We start from the raw sequence: 18017 nt of genomic DNA on the forward strand, positions 1-18017 counted from the left end.
TGAAAAGCGGTCAGGGGCCGGTGCCCCGGGGCGTGTAGTTGCCGTAGGGTCACCTGAGTCCGGCGCTGGGGAGCGCCGACGCCGCCTACGGGGAGGGAACAGACGTATGGCAGCGCAATTCGGCCGCCGACTGCGCAGGGGAGCCACCACCACAGCCGTGGCAGCGGCCGCCGTGGCCGCACTCTCCGCCTCAGGGGCGCCCGGCATCACGCATGCCACCACGGGCGACAGCCAGGGGGCTTCCGACGCCACCCCGCCGCCCGGCACTCCGGTTACCGGCAACTCCCCGTACTACACGGACCTTCCGCCGCTGAACGCCCCCGACAAACCGGGCACTTCCGGGGATCTCCCCGTGACCGGTCCGACGGAATCGGGCATTCCGGCCACCGTCCTCGCCGCGTACAAGCAGGCCGAGCGGACCATAGCCGCCTCCGATCCCGGCTGCCATGTCCCGTGGCAACTGCTCGCCGCCATCGGCAAGGTGGAGTCGGGCCAGGCGCGCGGCGGCAATGTCGACGCCAACGGCACGACCCTCTCGCCGATCCTCGGCCCGGTCCTCAACGGCGTCGGCTTCGCGAACATTTCGGACACCGACAACGGTGCGTACGACGGCGACTCGACGCACGACCGCGCGGTCGGCCCGATGCAGTTCATCCCCTCCACCTGGGAGAGGTGGGGCCAGGACGCCAACGCCGACGGCCGCCGCGACCCCAACAACATCTACGACGCCGCGCTCGCCGCCGGGCGCTATCTGTGCGCCGACGGCCGGGACCTGGCGGTCAGGTCCGATCTCGACAGGGCGATCCTGGGCTACAACCACTCGCAGGAGTATCTGCGTACGGTCCTGTCCTGGTTCGAGTACTACAAGCGCGGCACCCACGAGGTCCCGGACGGCACCGGCGTGCTGCCGATTTCCAACGGGCCCGGCAGCGACCCCGAGACCTCGCCCGGCAGCACCCCCACGCCCCCGCCCAGCGGCACCCCGACGCCGACGCCCCCGCCGTCGAAGCCCGGCACCACCACCCCCAAGCCGACCCCGACCCCTACGCCGACGCCCACGCCGACACCCACGCCGACCCCGTCGCCGGTGGCGCGTATCGAGGACGCGGGCACCGGTGAGCTGAGCGCCATGGCCGGCCACGACTTCACCGGGCGGCCCACGGTGCGGGTGAAGAACACCGCGGGCAAGGCCGTCCCCTTCCAGGCCGCCCGTTTCGAGATCGTCGGCGACACCGACACCCGCTTCACCGGCGGGAAAGCGGCCGTGGTCCTCTCCACCGGCGCCGACGGCACGGTCGCATCGCCCACCCTGCACGCGGGCGAGAAGACCGGCTACTTCACCGTCCGGGCGACGGTCGAGGGGGGCAGGGTGCTGCCGCCTGCCGACTTCACCGCGACCGTGACCGTCCGGGCGGCGGACGCCATCGCGAGGACCGACGACAAGGTCCTCACGGCCGCCCCCGGCACGGAGTTCGCGGACACCTGCGAGGTCAAGGCCACCTACAAGGGCGCCATCGCCGCGGGCGTCGCGGTCACCGCCACCATGATCACCGCCGCGGACAATCCGGCCGTGAACGACAAGGGCCCCTACTTCAAGGACGCCCAGGGCAACGTGATCCGTACCCTCACGGACCTGACGACCGACGCCAACGGCGTGCTGCAGCTCCCGAAGATCTACGCGGACGACCAGACGGGCACCTTCCTGCTCCGCCTCACCACAGCGGGCGGCGCAAGCGTGACCATCGAGCTCAAGGTCGCCGCGCCGGCGGCCTGACCCAGCAGCTCCCGCACCGCCCCTGTGCCGTCCGTCGGTACAGGGGCGGTGCAACGTGTTCTCATCTCGCGGCTCGATTGCTACGGTGCCCCCGCCCTGACGCCGTATCAGATCCGTCCGGATCCGAGCCCCCGGGAGGCCGAGCATGCGCGCCCTCGTCGCCGCCACCATCGGGCTTGCCGCCGCCCTCGTCCTGGTCGTCGCCATCTCGGCGATCGGCGCGCCGCCCGGCGAGACCTCTCCGAAGCCGCTGCTGACCAGCGTCCCCGGCCCCAAGAAGTAGGAGGGAGGGGACCATGCGCCGCAGAGCGAGCCTCGTACTCCTTGCCTTCGCCGTCTTCTTCAGCGCGCTGTCACCGCTGCTGCGCTGGTACGCCTTCCCGCGGCTGGTGAAGATCCCGCCCAGCCAGTACCAGGAAATGGTGCTGGAGGCGAAGCCCGCGACCCTCCTCGACTACGGCACCCTCCAGGCGAAGCAGGTCGCCAAGGTCACCATCGTGCAGACCCTCAAGGGCAACGTGGAGGAGTCCGAGAAGATCGAGCGCAGCGCGGGCCGCGATGTCGTCGTCTGGGACTCCCTCTCCTATGTCGAGGGACCCGACGGCAAGATGGTCTCCCAGATTCCCGAGCGCTACATCTTCGACGCCCACAGCCAGGCGCCCGTGCACGCCACGGGGGAAATGGTCGACGGGGACGCGGTGCGGCGCGAGGGCATCGAGTTCAAGTGGCCCTTCCTCACCGAGAAGCGGGACTACGAGTACTTCGACGCCCAGGCCCGTACGTCCGCGCCCATCCACTACAGGGGGACGCGTACGTTCCGCGGGCTCGAGGTCTACTACTTCGAGCAGACCATCCCCTGGACCAAGGTGCCCTACCCGAAGAAGATGCCCATCCCCGGCGTCGACGCGACCACGCTGGAGAAGCAGACGGGAACGACCCGCTGGTACACGACGAAGCGGATGTTCTGGGTCGACCCGGTCACCGGCGGTCCCGTCAACGGCGAGGAGATCCACCAGGAGGAGCTGCGTGGCGGCACCCTGCTGGGCGGACGGGACAAGGTCACCGCGTTCGCCGGGCATGTGAAGATGCGCCCCGACTATGTGGACTACACGGTCGACCTGATCAAGTCGAACCGCCGGATGGTGCTGCTGATGACCTCGTATCTGCCCTGGGGCTTCGTGGTGCTCGGCACCGCGCTGCTGGCGCTCGCGCTGTTCCTGGAGGCCCGCAGCCGCCGGCCGCGGGCACCCGCGGCGGACCGCGATCCAGAGCCGGTCCCCGCCTGACGGCCTTCGCCGACAGGGCCTAGGGGGAGTCCCGGTTGAGGCGTGCCTTGGTGTACCGGGTCGGCTCGGCCGTCGAAGGATCCTCCGGCCAGGGGTGCTTGGGGTAGCGGCCGCGCAACTCGGACCGTACGGACCGGTATCCGTCCCTCCAGAACGAGGCCAGGTCCGCGGTGACGGCCGCGGGCCGCCCGGCGGGCGAGAGCAGATGCACCAGCACCGGCACGCCCGAGACCGTGGGCGTCTCGCGCAGGCCGAACAGCTCCTGCAACTTGACCGCCAGGACCGGCTGCTCCCCGCCGTACTCGAGCCGGATCCGCGAACCGCTCGGCACCTCGATCCGCTCGGGCGCCAGCTCGTCGAGGCGCGCCGCGTCCCCGCTCGCCCACGGCAGCAGCCGCTGGAGTGCCTGTGCCGCCTGGATACGCCCGAGATCGGCCCGCCGCCGCGCCCGCGACAGTTCCGGTTCCAGCCACTCCTCGCTGCGGTCCAGCAGCGCCGCGTCCGACACATCCGGCCAGGGTGTGCCCAACACCCGGTGCAGAAAGGCGAGCCGCTCGCGCAGGCCCTCCGAGTCGCGCGTCCAGCGCAGCAGCCCGAGCCCCTCGCGCCGTAGCCCGTCGAGCAGCGCCGCGCGTACGAGAGCGGGGTCCGGATCCTTCAGCGCGCGCACGGAGAGCTGGACGGCACCCAGCCGTTCCACCTCGCGGGCGACGACATCGCCGCTCTCCCAGTGGACCTCCTTGTCCGCGACGAGCAGATGCGCGGCGGCACTGCGGGCGGTGTCCTCGTCGATCACGGCGGCGAGCCGCACCCGCGCCGACGCGGCATGCGCGGGCCGGTCCGCGACGGCGACGGCCAGCCAGGGCGCACTGCGCAGCCCGGACCCGCCGCCGAGTTCGGCCCCGGTCCCGGAGGCCATGAGGAAGGTGCCTTCGCCCTGGGCGCGCGCGACGCGCTCGGGAAAGGCGAGTGCGGCGACGAGCCCGACGACGGCGTCGTCGGTGTGTCCAATCGCCGGACGGGCCTGCTGTGTTGTGCCCTCAGACGCCGGGCCGGCTCCGTCCACCCCCGACGCCAGGCGGCCCGCCTCCGCCCGCCACCGCGCCGCATACGCGTCGCCGCCCCTGCGCGCCGTGCGCCACACCGCCGCCAGATCGTCGCCGTACTCCCTCGGCGGCTCCTCGCTCAGCAGCGCCACCACCTCGGCAGCCCGGCGTACGCCCACCTCCCGCGCGCCGTCGAGCAGCGCACGCGCCAGCCGGGGATGCAGGCCCAGCCGGGCCATCCGTACGCCTCGTGCGGTCGCCCGGCCCGTCGCGTCCACCGCGCCGATCGCGGTCAGTACGGACCGCGCCGCGGCCATCGCACCGGCCGGGGGCGCGTCGAGAAGCGCCAGGCCCTCGGCCGACGGGTCGCCCCAGCAGGCGGCCTGAAGGGCGAACGCCGTCAGGTCCGCCACCTTGATCTCAGGAGAGGGGAAGCGCGTCAGCCGGGCGTCCTCGGCCTCGGACCAGCAGCGGTACACCGCACCGGGAGCCTCGCGCCCGGCACGTCCCGCGCGCTGGCGGGCCGCCGCCTGTGAGGCCCGCACAGTCGTCAGCGCGCTCAGCCCGCGTGCGTGATCGGTGCGCGGCTCCCTGGCCAGACCGGAGTCGACCACGATCCGTACACCCGGCACGGTCAGCGACGACTCGGCCACCGATGTCGCGAGCACGACCCGGCGCCCGGGGCCGCCGGACAGCACCGCGTCCTGAACGGCGGCAGGTGCCCGACCGTGGACCTGGAGAACCTCGGCGCCGACACCGTTCAACTGGCCCGCCACCCGGCCGATTTCGCCGACGCCGGGCAGGAAGCAGAGCACATCGCCCGTACGCTCGGCCAGCGCACGCCGCACCACGGAAGCCACATGCGTCAGCAGCGCGGGGTCGACCCGCATCCCGTGCGGCGGCCGCACGGGCCGGCCAGGAGGTGCCCACACCACATCCACCGGATGCGCGACGCCCTCGGCCTGCACCACCGGCGCATCGCCCAGCAGCCGTGCCCAGCCCTGCGCGTCCGTCGTCGCCGAGGCCGCCACCAGCCGCAGTTCCGGACGCAGAGCGGCCCGTACATCCAGCAGAAAGGCGGCCACCGTGTCCGCGTCCAGATGGCGCTCATGGCATTCGTCGACGACCACCACGTCGACCCCGGCCAGCTCCTGGTCGCGCTGCAGCCGCTGGAGCAGCACACCGGTGGTCACCACCTCGACGAGCGTCCCGCGCCCCACCACGCGCTCCCCGCGCACGGTGAAGCCGACCTTGCCGCCCACCCGCTCACCCAGCAGCCACGCCATCCGGCGCGCGGCCGCGCGGGCCGCGATCCGCCGCGGCTCGGCCACCAGGACGCGTCGCCCGGGGCCGCCGCCGACGAGACCCGAGAGCACCAGCGGTACGAGGGTGGTCTTGCCGGTCCCCGGCGGCGCACACAGCACCGCACACCCGTGGGTGTCGAGCGCATGCGTGAGCGCGGGCACGGCGCTGTGTACGGGAAGGCCTGCGAGGGCGTCGTCACGGATCACCGGGACACCCCTCAGTCACGCTCGCAGACGAAGATCGCCGTGCCGGGGATCAGATTCCCGCGCAGCGGGGACCAGCCGCCCCACTCCTGGCTGTTCCAGGCGGGCCACTCCGGCTCGACCAGATCCAGCAGCCGAAAGCCCCCCGCCACCACGTCCCGCACCCGGTCGCCGATCGTCCGGTGGTGCTCCACATATACCGCGCGCCCCTGCTCGTCCTGCTCGACGTACGGGGTGCGGTCGAAGTACGAGGCGGCCACCGCAAGACCCTCGGGACCCGGCTCGTCGGGAAACGCCCAGCGGATCGGGTGCGTGACGGAGAAGACCCAGCGCCCGCCCGGCCGCAGCACCCGCCGTACCTCTTGGAAGACCTTGACCGGGTCGGCGACGAAGGGCACCGCCCCGTAGGCCGAGCACGCGAGGTCGAAGGAGCCGTCCCGGAAGGGCAGCGCACCCGCGTCCGCCTCGACCAGTGCGATGTCGTCGCCGATCCGCAGCGCGTGCTGGAGCTGGCGGTGGGAGAGGTCCAGGGCCACCGGGCGCGCGCCCTGGGCAGCCAGCCAGCGCGAGCACTGTGCCGCGCCCGCCCCGATCTCCAGGATGTCGAGCCCCTTCAGCGACCCGGCGGGACCCAGCAGTCCGGCATCCGCTTCGTCGAGCCCTTCGGGGCCCCATACGAAGCGGTCGTCCCCCAGGAACGCCCCGTGCTCGGTCTGGTACTCATCGGCGTTCCGGTCCCACCAGCCGCGGCTCGCGCGGCTGCTCTCCGAGTCGCCGGCGATACGGCGAGTCGCTTCCGGCTCAAAATCTTGGAACATCGTCACCGTCGTTGTAGTTTGCGTTCAGCGCGGCCAGTGGCGGCCGGTGTGGCCTTGGCTCTGAACCGAACGCGGCCCCGCCGTGTGGTCAGTTGTGCCGTTTATGCGGCATTCCGCACCGGGTGTGCGCCTTCGCGCATTGACCGTGTCCGGCTGCCCCCGTATGCTACAAGTTGCGCTGCGGGCCTGCGCGCCTCAGACAGAGCAGGCCGCGCTCGCATCTGTATGTATGTCCCCTCGGTTCACGAGGCGCCCCTCTTATTGGGAGAGGTGCTTCCCAGGCTGTCCGGCTTCTGCAGCTGCGATACGGGCTCTCGGCGTAGCAGTACCTACGACTCACTGTCCGTACCGGAGCCCTTTCCCACATGACGAGCAGCACCGAGACCACCGCCACCACTCCGCAGGTAGCGGTCAACGACATCGGTAACGAGGAAGCTTTCCTCGCCGCGATCGACGAGACGATCAAGTACTTCAACGACGGCGACATCGTCGACGGCGTCATCGTGAAGGTCGACCGGGACGAGGTCCTGCTCGACATCGGTTACAAGACCGAAGGTGTCATCCCGAGCCGCGAGCTCTCGATCAAGCACGACGTCGACCCGAACGAGGTCGTCAAGGTCGGCGACGAGATCGAGGCCCTTGTTCTCCAGAAGGAGGACAAGGAAGGCCGCCTGATCCTCTCGAAGAAGCGTGCCCAGTACGAGCGCGCCTGGGGCACCATCGAGAAGATCAAGGAAGAGGACGGCATCGTCACCGGCACCGTCATCGAGGTCGTCAAGGGTGGTCTCATCCTCGACATCGGCCTCCGTGGCTTCCTGCCGGCATCTCTCGTCGAGATGCGCCGTGTCCGCGACCTCCAGCCCTACGTGGGCAAGGAGCTCGAGGCGAAGATCATCGAGCTGGACAAGAACCGCAACAACGTGGTCCTGTCCCGCCGTGCCTGGCTGGAGCAGACCCAGTCCGAGGTTCGCCAGACGTTCCTCACCACCCTGCAGAAGGGTCAGGTCCGCTCTGGCGTCGTCTCCTCGATCGTCAACTTCGGTGCCTTCGTGGACCTGGGTGGCGTCGACGGTCTCGTCCACGTCTCCGAGCTCTCCTGGAAGCACATCGACCACCCCTCCGAGGTTGTCGAGGTCGGCCAGGAAGTCACCGTCGAGGTTCTCGACGTCGACATGGACCGCGAGCGCGTCTCCCTGTCGCTCAAGGCGACGCAGGAAGACCCGTGGCAGCAGTTCGCCCGGACGCACCAGATCGGTCAGGTCGTCCCGGGTAAGGTCACCAAGCTCGTTCCGTTCGGTGCGTTCGTGCGCGTCGACGAGGGCATCGAGGGCCTGGTCCACATCTCCGAGCTGGCCGAGCGCCACGTGGAGATCCCGGAGCAGGTCGTCCAGGTCAACGACGAGATCTTCGTCAAGGTCATCGACATCGACCTCGAGCGCCGTCGCATCAGCCTCTCGCTGAAGCAGGCCAACGAGTCCTTCGGTGCCGACCCGGCCTCGGTCGAGTTCGACCCGACGCTGTACGGCATGGCCGCGTCGTACGACGACCAGGGGAACTACATCTACCCCGAGGGCTTCGACCCGGAGACCAACGACTGGCTCGAGGGCTTCGAGACCCAGCGCGAGGCGTGGGAGGGCCAGTACGCCGAGGCGCAGCAGCGCTTCGAGCAGCACCAGGCCCAGGTCATCAAGTCCCGCGAGGCCGACGAGGCCGCTGCTGCCGAGGGTGCTGCTGCCCCGGCCGCCAGTGCGGGTGCTGGTGCGGGTGTCACGGGCGGTTCGTACTCCTCGGAGTCGGACGACAACTCCGGCGCCCTGGCGTCGGACGAGGCCCTGGCTGCCCTGCGCGAGAAGCTGGCCGGTGGCCAGAGCTGACGCTCTGCCCCAGCTGGTGACTAGCTGAAAGTAAGGCCCGCTCCCCCTGGGGAGCGGGCCTTACTGCGTTATGGCGTGCCCCCTGGGGGAGGAACTGGGTCTCCGCGGCGATGTGTTCGTCGATGTGTTCATCGCGTGAGGTGGGAATGTCCGTGCGTCACCGGTCGTTCTTGTCTACGAACACGAGGAGGAGCGGTAATCGTGCTTGATCCGCAGGGTTTGTACGAATGGGAGCCGAAGGGCCTCGCCGTCGTCGACATGGCGCTGGCGCAGGAGTCCGCAGGCCTGGTCATGCTGTATCACTTCGAGGGATACATCGACGCGGGGGAGACCGGCGAGCAGATCGTCGACAACCTGCTGGACACACTGCCGCACCAGGTGGTGGCCCGCTTCGACCACGACCGGCTGGTGGACTACCGGGCCCGCCGCCCGCTGCTGACCTTCCGACGCGACCGCTGGAGTGCGTACGAGACCCCGAGCCTGGAGGTCAGGCTCGTCCAGGACGCCACGGGCGCGCCGTTCCTGCTGCTGTCCGGCCCCGAGCCGGACGTCGAGTGGGAGCGCTTCGCCGCGGCGGTCGGACAGATCGTCGAGCGGCTCGGAGTGCGGCTCGCGGTCAACTTCCACGGCATCCCGATGGGCGTCCCGCACACCCGCCCCGTCGGCCTCACGCCGCACGGCAACCGCACGGACCTGATGCCGGGCCACCGCAGCCCCTTCGACGAGGCCCAGGTGCCGGGCAGCGCGGAGTCGCTCGTCGAATACCGCCTGATGGAGTCCGGCCACGACGTCCTCGGTGTCGCGGCCCATGTGCCGCACTATGTCGCCCGCTCCTCCTACCCGGACGCCGCGCTGACCGCACTGGAGGCGATCACGGCCGCCACGGGCCTCGTCCTGCCGGGTATTGCGCATTCGCTGCGTACGGAAGCGCAGCGCACCCAGACCGAGATCGAGCGCCAGATCGGTGAGGGCGACGAGGAGCTGGTGGCCCTGGTCCAGGGCCTTGAGCACCAGTACGACGCGATGGCGGGCGGGGAGACCCGGGGCAATCTGGTCGCGGAGCCCGTGGACCTGCCGTCCGCCGACGAGATCGGCCGCGAATTCGAACGCTTCCTCGCCGAGCGGGAGGGCGACGCGTAAACGGCTCGCGTAGGCTGCGGGCCATGCTGAAGGTGGGCCTGACCGGCGGAATCGGTGCCGGCAAGAGCGAAGTCTCACGTCTCCTCGAATCGTACGGAGCCGTGCTGATCGACGCCGACAAGATCGCTCGCGAGGTGGTGGAGCCCGGGACTCCCGGGCTCGCGGCCGTCGTCGAGGCCTTCGGCCCGGAGATTCTCGGCCCCGAGGGCGCGCTGGACCGGCCGAAGCTCGGCTCGATCGTCTTCGCCGACGCCGACCGTCTGGCGACGCTCAACGCGATCGTCCACCCGCTGGTCGGCGCCCGCTCGATGGAGCTGGAGGCGGCGGCCGCGCCGGACGCGGTCGTGATCCATGACGTACCGCTGCTCGCCGAGAACAAGGTGTCGCCGCTCTACGACCTGGTGGTCGTGGTCGATGCCGCACCCGGGACACAGCTGGACCGGCTGGTGCGGCTGCGCGGAATGGCGGAGTCCGAGGCGCGTGCGCGGATGGCCGCGCAGGCCACGCGCGAGCAGCGCCTGGCGATCGCCGATCTGGTCATCGACAACGACGGGCCGCTGGAGCAGCTGGAACCGCAGGTGCGGAAGGTCTGGGCGGAGCTGACGGAGCGGGCCGTCGCCTCCGGGCGCGACTCCCGTTAGGCATCCTCAATCCGGGCGCGGGGAAGGTGTTTGATCGGAATACCGCTCCCGGAGGCGGTGTTGGAACCGTGCAGTGAGGGGAAGGATGCGACCGTGCCCAAGAGCAATCCGGAGACGCACGTCATCGACTACCGCGCGGCAGAGCAGTTGCTCGCCGCGAGGGATCCGCGCGGCGCCGTGAAGTTGCTGGACTCGGTGATCGCGGCCCATCCCGAGAACACGGCGGCCCGGCTGCTGCGTGCCCGCGCCTTCTTCGCCGCCGCCCAACTGCGCCCGGCCGAGCTCGAGTTCGAGCTGGTCCTGGAACGCGAGCCGGACAACGCCTTCGCCCACTTCGCCCTGGCCCGCACCTACGAGCGGGCGGGCCGTCCGGAGCTGGCCAAGCGTCACTTCCGGCTGGCGGCGGCGCTCGACCCGAAGCCGGAGTATCTGAAGGCGGCACGCTTCGACGGCGAGGCGTGACCGAGACCCGGCTGCGGAAGCGCGGAAGACATCCCTAATGTCCGTGCCGCGGGCGGCGGGGGTTGCCGTGGTCCGGTTCGTAGGGCGGAATGTCGCGGCCCGGCTGCCAGTGCGGGCCCTGGTGGATGTGGTGCAGGACCACGGACAGGTCGACCACGGCGATCAGCAGCACGACGCCGCAGGCCGCCGCCCAGCCCGGGTGGTCCGCGAGGGTGAAGAGCGCGGTGCCCGCTGCGGCCCAGATCAGACCCCATACACTCAGCCCGAGTCGCAGCCGCAGGGGACTGCGCGCAGTCGTCGGTTCACTCCCAGTGCGCATGGCCATCGCATCTCCCACCTCCTAGGATGCACCCGCCTCGGGTCCCGTCCCGGGCGCATTTTCCGCACAGCCGATCCGGAGGGGAGACGTCACAGGTGACCACCGGGCACGTGGAGCTGCCGGAATCGGACGAGCTGGCCGACGTGCTGCTCGATCTCGCGGTGCCGCACGAGGACATCAACGAACTCCTCGCGCTACGGGGCCGGATGACGACGGACCCCGGGCTGCGCAGACTCCTTGAGACGGGCGTCCGCAAGCTGGTCCAGGACATCGGCAGGCCGGGCGGTGGCGGGGGGTCGCCACGGATGCCAGAGGGCTCGGGCACGCCGGCCCGCCTCTTCCCGGTGTACGTGCTGGTCGGGGCGCTGCCGTACGTACGGGCGTACCACCGCGGGCGCCGCGTCCCGGAGGACATCTCCCGGCGCACCCTCGCCGATCTCGGCCGCCACATGGCCGTCCACCGCAGACGCCACGGGGTGGGCGGGCTGTCGATCCCGGGCTGGCTGGCCCTGCATTTCCGGGGCGAGATCTACCAGTTGGGGCGGCTGCAGTTCCAGCGCTCCCGGCTCGGCAGCCGCACCGGCGAGGCCGTGCGGGCGGCCGGACTGCCGCTCGGGCCCGACGACGTGGCCCTGGATGTGCATGTCCCCGGCTTCCTCGGGCCGATCACCCCCGGGGCCTGCGACCGTTCCCTCGCGCTCGCCCGGGAGTTCTTCGCCCGCCGCTTCCCCGAGGAGCCGTACCGGATCGCCATGTGCCACTCCTGGCTGCTCGACCCGCAGCTCGCCGAGTATCTGCCGCAGGACTCCAACATCATCGCCTTCCAGAACCGCTTCCGGACGGCGTACGAGATCAAGGAGGCCGACGACAGCGATCCGGTCGGCTTCGTGTTCGGCGACCCGAAGCTGCCGCCGGAGACGCTGCCGCGCCGCACGACGCTGGAGCGGGCGATCGGCGACCATCTCAGGGCGGGCCGTCACTGGTACCAGGGACACGGCTGGTTCGAGATCTGAGCCGGGACGAGAGCCGTCCCAGGGGTCCCAAGGAGGCTGCGGGGACCCGGAGTTGAAGATTTTCACGTTGGGGCCCGGGGGAGCGATGAGTCCTGGGTCCCTTCGCCGTCTACCTCTCGAAAGCACTCGGAACGCTTACCGGAGGAGACCCTCATGTCCGCCACAGCCGCCGTCACCACCTCGAACACTGCCGCCGTCACCACATCCGGAACCACGCGGAGCCGCCGGTCGCACCTCGCGGTGCGCACGCTGCAGATCGTGCTCGCGCTGTTCATGGCCATCCCGAGCGCCGCGCCCAAGCTCATCGGCCACTCCTCCGCGGCGGAGTCCTTCGACAAGATCGGTTTCGGCGACTGGTTCATGTATCTGACGGGCGGTCTGGAGCTGGCGGGCGCGATCGCGCTGGTCATCCCGATCCTCTCCGGTCTTTCCGCGCTCGCCTTCATGGGCCTGATGATCGGCGCCTTCATCACCCAGGTGACCGTCTTCGACGGTCAGTACGCGATCACACCCGTCATCCTCTTCGTCATCTTCGGCGGGATCGCCTGGGTGCGCCGCAACCACACGGCGGAGCTCCTCGCCCTCGTCCGCAAGCGCCTCTGAGCCCGATCAGGGTCGGATCCGGCTCAGGAAAGGCCGCACCCCGTCAGGGTGCGGCCTTCCTCCTTGGCCGGAGCGTCCTGACTGTCGAGGGCTAGAGGCTCGCCCCGGGGGGTATACCAGACATACCGTAGTAATAGGACCCGGCTCGGAGGGTAGGGGGTGCCCCGATGGTCGAAGAGCTGGTGGTTGCAGGCGTAGCCGTCGCGTCCGGAGCCGCGGTGTACGCGATGGCGGCCGCCAAGGTGATCAAGCAGTACGAACGGGGTGTCGTCCTCCGCCTCGGCCGGCTGCGAAGCCAGGTGCGCCCCCCGGGATTCACCATGATCGTTCCGATCGTGGACCGGCTTCACAAGGTCAACATGCAGATCGTGACGATGCCGGTGCCCGCGCAGGACGGCATCACCAGGGACAACGTGACGGTGCGCGTCGACGCGGTGATCTACTTCAAGGTCGTGGACGCCGCGGACGCGGTGGTCCAGGTGGAGGACTACCGTTTCGCGGTCTCGCAGATGGCGCAGACCTCGCTGCGGTCGATCATCGGCAAGAGCGATCTGGACGATCTGCTGTCGAACCGCGAAAAGCTCAACCAGGGCCTGGAATTGATGATCGACAGCCCCGCCATGGGGTGGGGCGTGCAGATCGACCGGGTGGAGATCAAGGACGTGTCCCTGCCCGAGGCCATGAAGCGCTCGATGGCGCGGCAGGCCGAGGCGGACCGTGAGCGGCGGGCGAGGGTCATCAACGCCGACGCGGAACTGCAGGCGTCCAAGAAGCTGGCCGAAGCGGCCGGAGTGATGTCCGCGCAGCCGGCAGCGCTCCAACTCCGGCTGCTGCAGACCGTGGTGGCCGTGGCGGCGGAGAAGAACTCCACCCTGGTGCTGCCGTTCCCGGTGGAGCTGCTGCGCTTCCTCGAGCGCGCCCAGCAGCCCGGGCAACAGCAGCCCGGGCAACAACAGGCTGCGGCCGAGCAGCCCGCCCAGGTCACCAAGGGGGAGCAGGAGGAGCCGCCTGCCGTCGAGGCGGGGCCCGGCGAGCCTTCGTCCGGGGAGATCGAGGCGGGGTCGGCCGAGCCGCCGGCCGTGGAGTCGGGAGCCGAGAGGGTGCCCGAGGCGGAGGCGGAGTCCGGAACCGCCGCGGATCCGGCGCCCGTCGAGCTGCCGCTGCCGCCTGCGGCATGACCGAGGCGGGTTCGGGGCAAGAGTCGTCGGAGTCCGTTGTCAGACCCCCGCCGTAAGGTCGTAGATCAGTGCTGCGGTAGTCGCTGCGTCGCTGACGACCTGCGGGAGGGAGGTGACCCATGACGTCCGGCATGCCGAGTCCGCATCCGTATCGCCCGGAGACGCTGCGTACCTGCGCCGCGCTCTTCCTCCCTGCGGCCCTGCCGCGCGAGGGCCGGGTCGCCTTCTGGGACCCTGAGGGCGACCGGCTCCAGGATGCCACCGACGAGCTCACCGTCGTACGCCGCGACGGCACGGACATCCGCAGCACTCCCGTCCCCGCCGTGCTGCTGCCCGTCTCCGAGGCCCTGCCGCTGCTCACCCGCGCCCGCCACGACGCGGCCGCGCACCCCGCCGCCGCCTGCTGGGGCGCGGCCGCTCTGCACGCTCTTCATCTGGCGGCGCGCGGCAGGCTGCTGCCCGGGCTGACGGCGACCGATCATGACGCGTGGCGCGCGGGACCCCTGGACGCGGACGACATCGCCCAGCTGCGGGCGATCGCCGCCGCCATGCCGTACGAAGCGCATGCTGCCCCCGTCGCCGGGCCGACTCCGCCGCGGCTGCACGAGCCCGAAGCGCTGGTGCGGTTCTTCTTCGACGCGGTGGCCGACACCCTGCCGCGCACCCCTGCCGCCGCCCACGCGGCGGGGGCGCCGTTCGCGGCCGCGGCTCCGCAGCATCTGCCCCGGGCGCGGGAGTGGGCCGCGGAAGCCGCCGCGGGCATGGACGCGGGCGTGCGGGTCTCGCTCCGCCTCGACCTGTCCGCGTACGACCTCTTCGACACGGCGGACGTGCCGGTCACGACAGACGGGTCGGACGACGAGGTCGAGGACGACGCGGCGGAGGACGGCGCCCGGCGCAATGCCGGTGCGGCCCTGGTCCAGGTGCACAGTCTCGCCGACCCGACGCTCGTCATCGACGCGGCCCGGTTGTGGGCGGGCGACGGGGACGAGAGCTTCGGGCCGCGCGCCCGGATCGACGCGGTGCTGGCGCTGCGCCGCGCCGCCCGGGTCTGGCCGCCACTCGCCCGCCTGCTGGAGCGGGCCGTGCCCGATGTGCTGCCGCTGACCGAGGACGAGCTGTACGAACTGCTCGGGCCGGGGGCGGCGCGGCTGGCCGCGGCCGGGGTGGCCGTGCACTGGCCCAAGGAGCTGGCGCGTACGCTCTCGGCCGCCGCGGTGGTGCGCCCGGCGCCCGGCTCGGCGACCGACGGCACACCGTTCTTCGACAGCGAGGAACTCCTCAAGTTCAACTGGCAGCTGGCGCTCGACGGCGATCCGCTGACCGAGCGTGAGATGGACGCACTGGCCGAGTCGCACCGCCCGATCGTGCGGCTGCGGGACCAGTGGGTGGTGGTCGACCCCGATCTCGTACGCAAGGCGCGCAAGCGGGAGCTCGGGCTGCTGCAGCCCGTCGACGCGCTGGCCGTGGCACTCACCGGGACCGCCGAAGTGGACGGCGAAACGGTGGAGGCGGTGCCGACGGGCGCGCTGGCGAGCCTGCGCGACCGGCTCGTCGCGGCCTCTACCCCCGTCGCAGCCCCCTCCGGCCTCACCGCCACCCTGCGCGACTACCAGCTGCGCGGTCTGGCCTGGCTGGACCTGATGACCTCGCTCGGGCTCGGCGGCTGTCTCGCGGACGACATGGGTCTCGGCAAGACGGTCACGCTGATCGCCCTCCACCTCCACCGCGACCGCGAGGCCCCCACGCTGGTGGTCTGCCCGGCCTCGCTGCTCGGCAACTGGCAGCGGGAGATCGAGCGCTTCGCCCCCGGCGTGCCCGTGGACCGCTTCCACGGCGCCGACCGCACCCTGCCCGGGCTCGACGGCGGCTTCGTCCTCACCACGTACGGCACGATGCGTACGAGCGCGGAGCAACTGGCCGCGCACACCTGGGGGATGGTCGTCGCCGACGAGGCGCAGCACGTCAAGAACCCGTTCTCCGCGACCGCGAAGGCGCTGCGCACGATTCCGGCCCCCGCCAGGGTCGCCCTCACCGGCACGCCCGTGGAGAACAACCTCTCCGAGCTGTGGGCTCTGCTGGACTGGACGACCCCGGGGCTGCTGGGCCCGCTCAAGGCCTTCCGCTCGCGCCACGCACGCCTGGTGGAGAACGGCGAGGACGAGGACGCGGTCGAGCGGCTGTCCCGGCTGGTCCGCCCCTTCCTCCTGCGCCGCAAGAAATCCGATCCGGGCATCGTGCCGGAACTGCCGCCGAAGACCGAGTCGGATCATCCTGTCGCGCTCACCCGCGAGCAGGCTTCCCTGTACGAGGCGGTCGTACGGGAGGCGATGGCAGCGATCGAGGGCGCGGAAGGGATCGCCCGGCGCGGCCTGGTGATGAAGCTGCTCACCGGGCTCAAGCAGATCTGCAACCATCCGGCGCAGTTCCTGAAGGAGGACACGGCGAGGCTGTCCGGCCGCTCCGGCAAGCTGTCCCTCCTCGACGAGCTCGTGGAGACGATCATGTCCGAGGACGGCTCGGTCCTGGTCTTCACCCAGTACGTCTCGATGGCCCGCATCCTGTCGGCGCACCTGACCTCCCGGGCCATCCCGTCCCAACTCCTGCACGGCGGAACGCCGGTGGCCGAGCGCGAGCGCATGGTGGACCGATTCCAGTCCGGCGAGGTTCCGGTCTTCCTCCTGTCCCTCAAGGCGGCGGGCACCGGACTGAATCTGACCCGGGCGGGCCATGTCATCCACTTCGACCGCTGGTGGAACCCGGCCGTCGAGGAACAGGCGACGGACCGGGCGTACCGCATCGGCCAGACGCAGCCCGTGCAGGTCCACCGGCTGATCGCCGAGGGCACCGTGGAGGACCGCATCGCCGAAATGCTCGCGTCCAAGCGGGCCTTGGCCGACGCGGTCCTGGGCTCCGGTGAGGCGGCGCTGACCGAGCTGACCGACCGTGAGCTGGCCGACCTCGTCTCGCTGCGGAGGCAGTCATGACACCGCGCACCCCGGCCCGGTTCGCCGACTCCCGCCACGAGGACCGCCGGCGGACGTTCCCCGCCCTTCAACCCCTCGAAGGCGAGGATTTCGCGTCCAGTTGGTGGGGCAACGCCTGGGTGGAGGCGCTGGAGGACACGGCCCTGGACCACGCTCGCCTCACCCGGGGCCGTGCGTATGCGCGCCGTGGCCATGTCGACGCGATCACGGTCACGCCGGGCCGGGTCATGGCGTACGTCCACGGCACCAGACCGCGCCCGTACCGCACGGAGATCCGCCTGCGCACGCTCACCGACGGGGACTGGGGCGACTTCCTGGCGACAGCGGCGGCGCGGCCCGACCACATCGCGGCGCTGCTCGACAAGGATGTGCCGCACGCCCTGGCGAGCGTGGCGGACCTGCTGCCCACGCCCGGCGACCTGATTCCCGACTGCTCCTGCCCGGACGACGGTTACCCCTGCAAGCATGCGGCCGCACTCTGCTACCAGACGGCGAGGCTGCTCGACGAGGACCCGTTCGTGCTTTTCCTGATGCGGGGCCGTGGCGAACGCGAAATCCTCGCCGACCTCTCCCATCGCAACGCCACCCGGTCCGCGGCCGAACGCACCGGAGCCGCTTCCGGCACCCCCGCGCCGACGGTCCCGGCGAGCGAGGCCCTCGCCCCCCGACCGCTCAGGTCCCTGCCGCCTCCGTTCGCCCCGCCCGCCCACCCGGGCCGCCCCCCGGCATACCCGCAGACACCGGGCGCGCCCGACCCCCTGGCCCTGGACCTCCTCGCCACCGAGGCGGCCGCCCGCGCCCACACCCTCCTCACCACCGGCACCGACCCCGTCGCCCAGCTCACCCAGTGGCAGGACGCGGTCCGCCTGGCCGCCGCCCACCCCGGCTCCGGCCTGACCGCATCGACCCGCGCTCTCTACCGGGACCTGGCCGTGGCCACCGACCACACCCCCACCGATCTGGCCCGCGCGGTGGCCGCCTGGCGGCAGGGCGGCCTCGCGGCCCTCGCCGTACTAGAAGAGCCCTGGGACCCACCGGCGGGCCCCTTCGACCGCGCGCGCCCCGCCCTGGTCGCGGCGGACTTCCCGCACTTCCGCCCCTGGCGCAACCACCTCTCCACCCGGTCACTCCAGCTCCGCTTCGGCCGCGACGGCCTCTGGTACGGCTACGAGTCCGACCCGGACCGCGAGGACTGGTGGCCGCGCGGCACCCCGGACGCCGACCCGGTGGGAGCACTCGCCGCACTGCTCGGCAGGTGAGTTGGCACCGTCACCGCCCGCGCAGCAACCGGGCCATTCGCAATCCGCTCGACGGCGCGGGCTCCTGCCTGCCAGGCTTCACGTCATGCGTACCAAGCGATGGGGACGC

The 18017-nt window shown here is 71.3% G+C and carries 15 protein-coding genes; 12 read left to right on the top strand and 3 right to left on the bottom strand.

The annotated features are described in order from the left end of the window. Nucleotides 1-106 precede the first annotated feature (106 nt). From OOK40_RS07500 to OOK40_RS07510, 3 genes are all read left to right on the top strand, one after another. The gene (locus OOK40_RS07500; protein WP_266477522.1) at nucleotides 107-1774 is read left to right on the top strand and encodes a lytic transglycosylase domain-containing protein; all 1668 of its coding nucleotides are present in this window, start codon (nucleotides 107-109) and stop codon (nucleotides 1772-1774) included. Nucleotides 1775-1919: 145 nt separating this feature from the next. Continuing rightward, nucleotides 1920-2057 carry an SPW_0924 family protein gene (locus OOK40_RS07505; protein WP_266477523.1) on the top strand — a complete coding sequence of 46 codons (138 nt, stop codon included), beginning with the start codon at nucleotides 1920-1922 and terminating at the stop codon, nucleotides 2055-2057. A 13-nt stretch (nucleotides 2058-2070) separates the two neighbouring features. Next, on the top strand, nucleotides 2071-3060 hold the full coding sequence (locus OOK40_RS07510) for a DUF3068 domain-containing protein (protein ID WP_266477524.1): 990 nt from the start codon (nucleotides 2071-2073) through the stop codon (nucleotides 3058-3060). 19 nt (nucleotides 3061-3079) lie between these two features. Here the strand turns inward: OOK40_RS07510 and hrpB are convergent, their stop codons facing one another. Beyond that, nucleotides 3080-5617 (bottom strand): ATP-dependent helicase HrpB, encoded by a 2538-nt coding sequence (gene hrpB, locus OOK40_RS07515; RefSeq protein WP_266477525.1) that lies wholly within the window; start codon nucleotides 5615-5617, stop codon nucleotides 3080-3082. 11 nt (nucleotides 5618-5628) lie between these two features. Further along, entirely contained in the window at nucleotides 5629-6432 is an 804-nt protein-coding gene (locus tag OOK40_RS07520) for a class I SAM-dependent methyltransferase (RefSeq protein ID WP_266478991.1), read from the bottom strand. A gap of 365 nt (nucleotides 6433-6797) precedes the next feature. On the opposite strand from OOK40_RS07520, the gene rpsA reads away from it, so the two are divergent. The 4 genes from rpsA (at nucleotide 6798) to OOK40_RS07540 (ending at nucleotide 10549) form a co-directional block, all read left to right on the top strand. Continuing rightward, a complete protein-coding gene (gene rpsA / locus OOK40_RS07525; protein WP_266477526.1) occupies nucleotides 6798-8306 on the top strand; it encodes a 30S ribosomal protein S1 in 1509 nt (502 codons plus the stop codon). Between the two features lie 201 nt (nucleotides 8307-8507). Beyond that, complete coding sequence (locus tag OOK40_RS07530; protein WP_266477527.1) at nucleotides 8508-9446, top strand: PAC2 family protein; 939 nt, start codon at nucleotides 8508-8510, stop codon at nucleotides 9444-9446. 23 nt (nucleotides 9447-9469) lie between these two features. After that, on the top strand, nucleotides 9470-10087 hold the full coding sequence (gene coaE / locus OOK40_RS07535) for a dephospho-CoA kinase (RefSeq protein ID WP_266477528.1): 618 nt from the start codon (nucleotides 9470-9472) through the stop codon (nucleotides 10085-10087). Between the two features lie 93 nt (nucleotides 10088-10180). Continuing rightward, nucleotides 10181-10549: a tetratricopeptide repeat protein gene (locus OOK40_RS07540; protein WP_266477529.1), complete on the top strand. Its 369-nt coding sequence runs from the start codon at nucleotides 10181-10183 to the stop codon at nucleotides 10547-10549. A 34-nt stretch (nucleotides 10550-10583) separates the two neighbouring features. Here the strand turns inward: OOK40_RS07540 and OOK40_RS07545 are convergent, their stop codons facing one another. Continuing rightward, entirely contained in the window at nucleotides 10584-10868 is a 285-nt protein-coding gene (locus OOK40_RS07545; RefSeq protein WP_266478994.1) for a DUF6343 family protein, read from the bottom strand. A 95-nt stretch (nucleotides 10869-10963) separates the two neighbouring features. Between OOK40_RS07545 and OOK40_RS07550 the strand changes: the two genes are divergently transcribed. The 5 genes from OOK40_RS07550 to OOK40_RS07570 all read left to right on the top strand — a co-directional run bounded on the left by OOK40_RS07550 (nucleotide 10964) and on the right by OOK40_RS07570 (nucleotide 17908). Beyond that, a complete protein-coding gene (locus tag OOK40_RS07550) occupies nucleotides 10964-11881 on the top strand; it encodes an acyltransferase domain-containing protein (protein ID WP_266477530.1) in 918 nt (305 codons plus the stop codon). Between the two features lie 153 nt (nucleotides 11882-12034). Next, a complete protein-coding gene (locus OOK40_RS07555) occupies nucleotides 12035-12484 on the top strand; it encodes a DoxX family protein (RefSeq protein WP_266477531.1) in 450 nt (149 codons plus the stop codon). A 167-nt stretch (nucleotides 12485-12651) separates the two neighbouring features. Continuing rightward, nucleotides 12652-13662 carry a slipin family protein gene (locus OOK40_RS07560; RefSeq protein WP_266477532.1) on the top strand — a complete coding sequence of 337 codons (1011 nt, stop codon included), beginning with the start codon at nucleotides 12652-12654 and terminating at the stop codon, nucleotides 13660-13662. A gap of 119 nt (nucleotides 13663-13781) precedes the next feature. Continuing rightward, nucleotides 13782-16649 (top strand): DEAD/DEAH box helicase, encoded by a 2868-nt coding sequence (locus OOK40_RS07565; RefSeq protein WP_266477533.1) that lies wholly within the window; start codon nucleotides 13782-13784, stop codon nucleotides 16647-16649. After that, nucleotides 16646-17908, top strand: a complete 1263-nt coding sequence (locus tag OOK40_RS07570; RefSeq protein ID WP_266477534.1) for an SWIM zinc finger family protein — start codon at nucleotides 16646-16648, stop codon at nucleotides 17906-17908. Before OOK40_RS07565 ends, OOK40_RS07570 begins: the two co-directional genes overlap by 4 nt. The last annotated feature ends 109 nt before the right edge of the window (nucleotides 17909-18017 follow it).

Source organism: Streptomyces sp. NBC_01481 (assembly GCF_026339995.1).
In the GTDB taxonomy this organism is placed as follows: Bacteria; Actinomycetota; Actinomycetes; order Streptomycetales; family Streptomycetaceae; genus Streptomyces.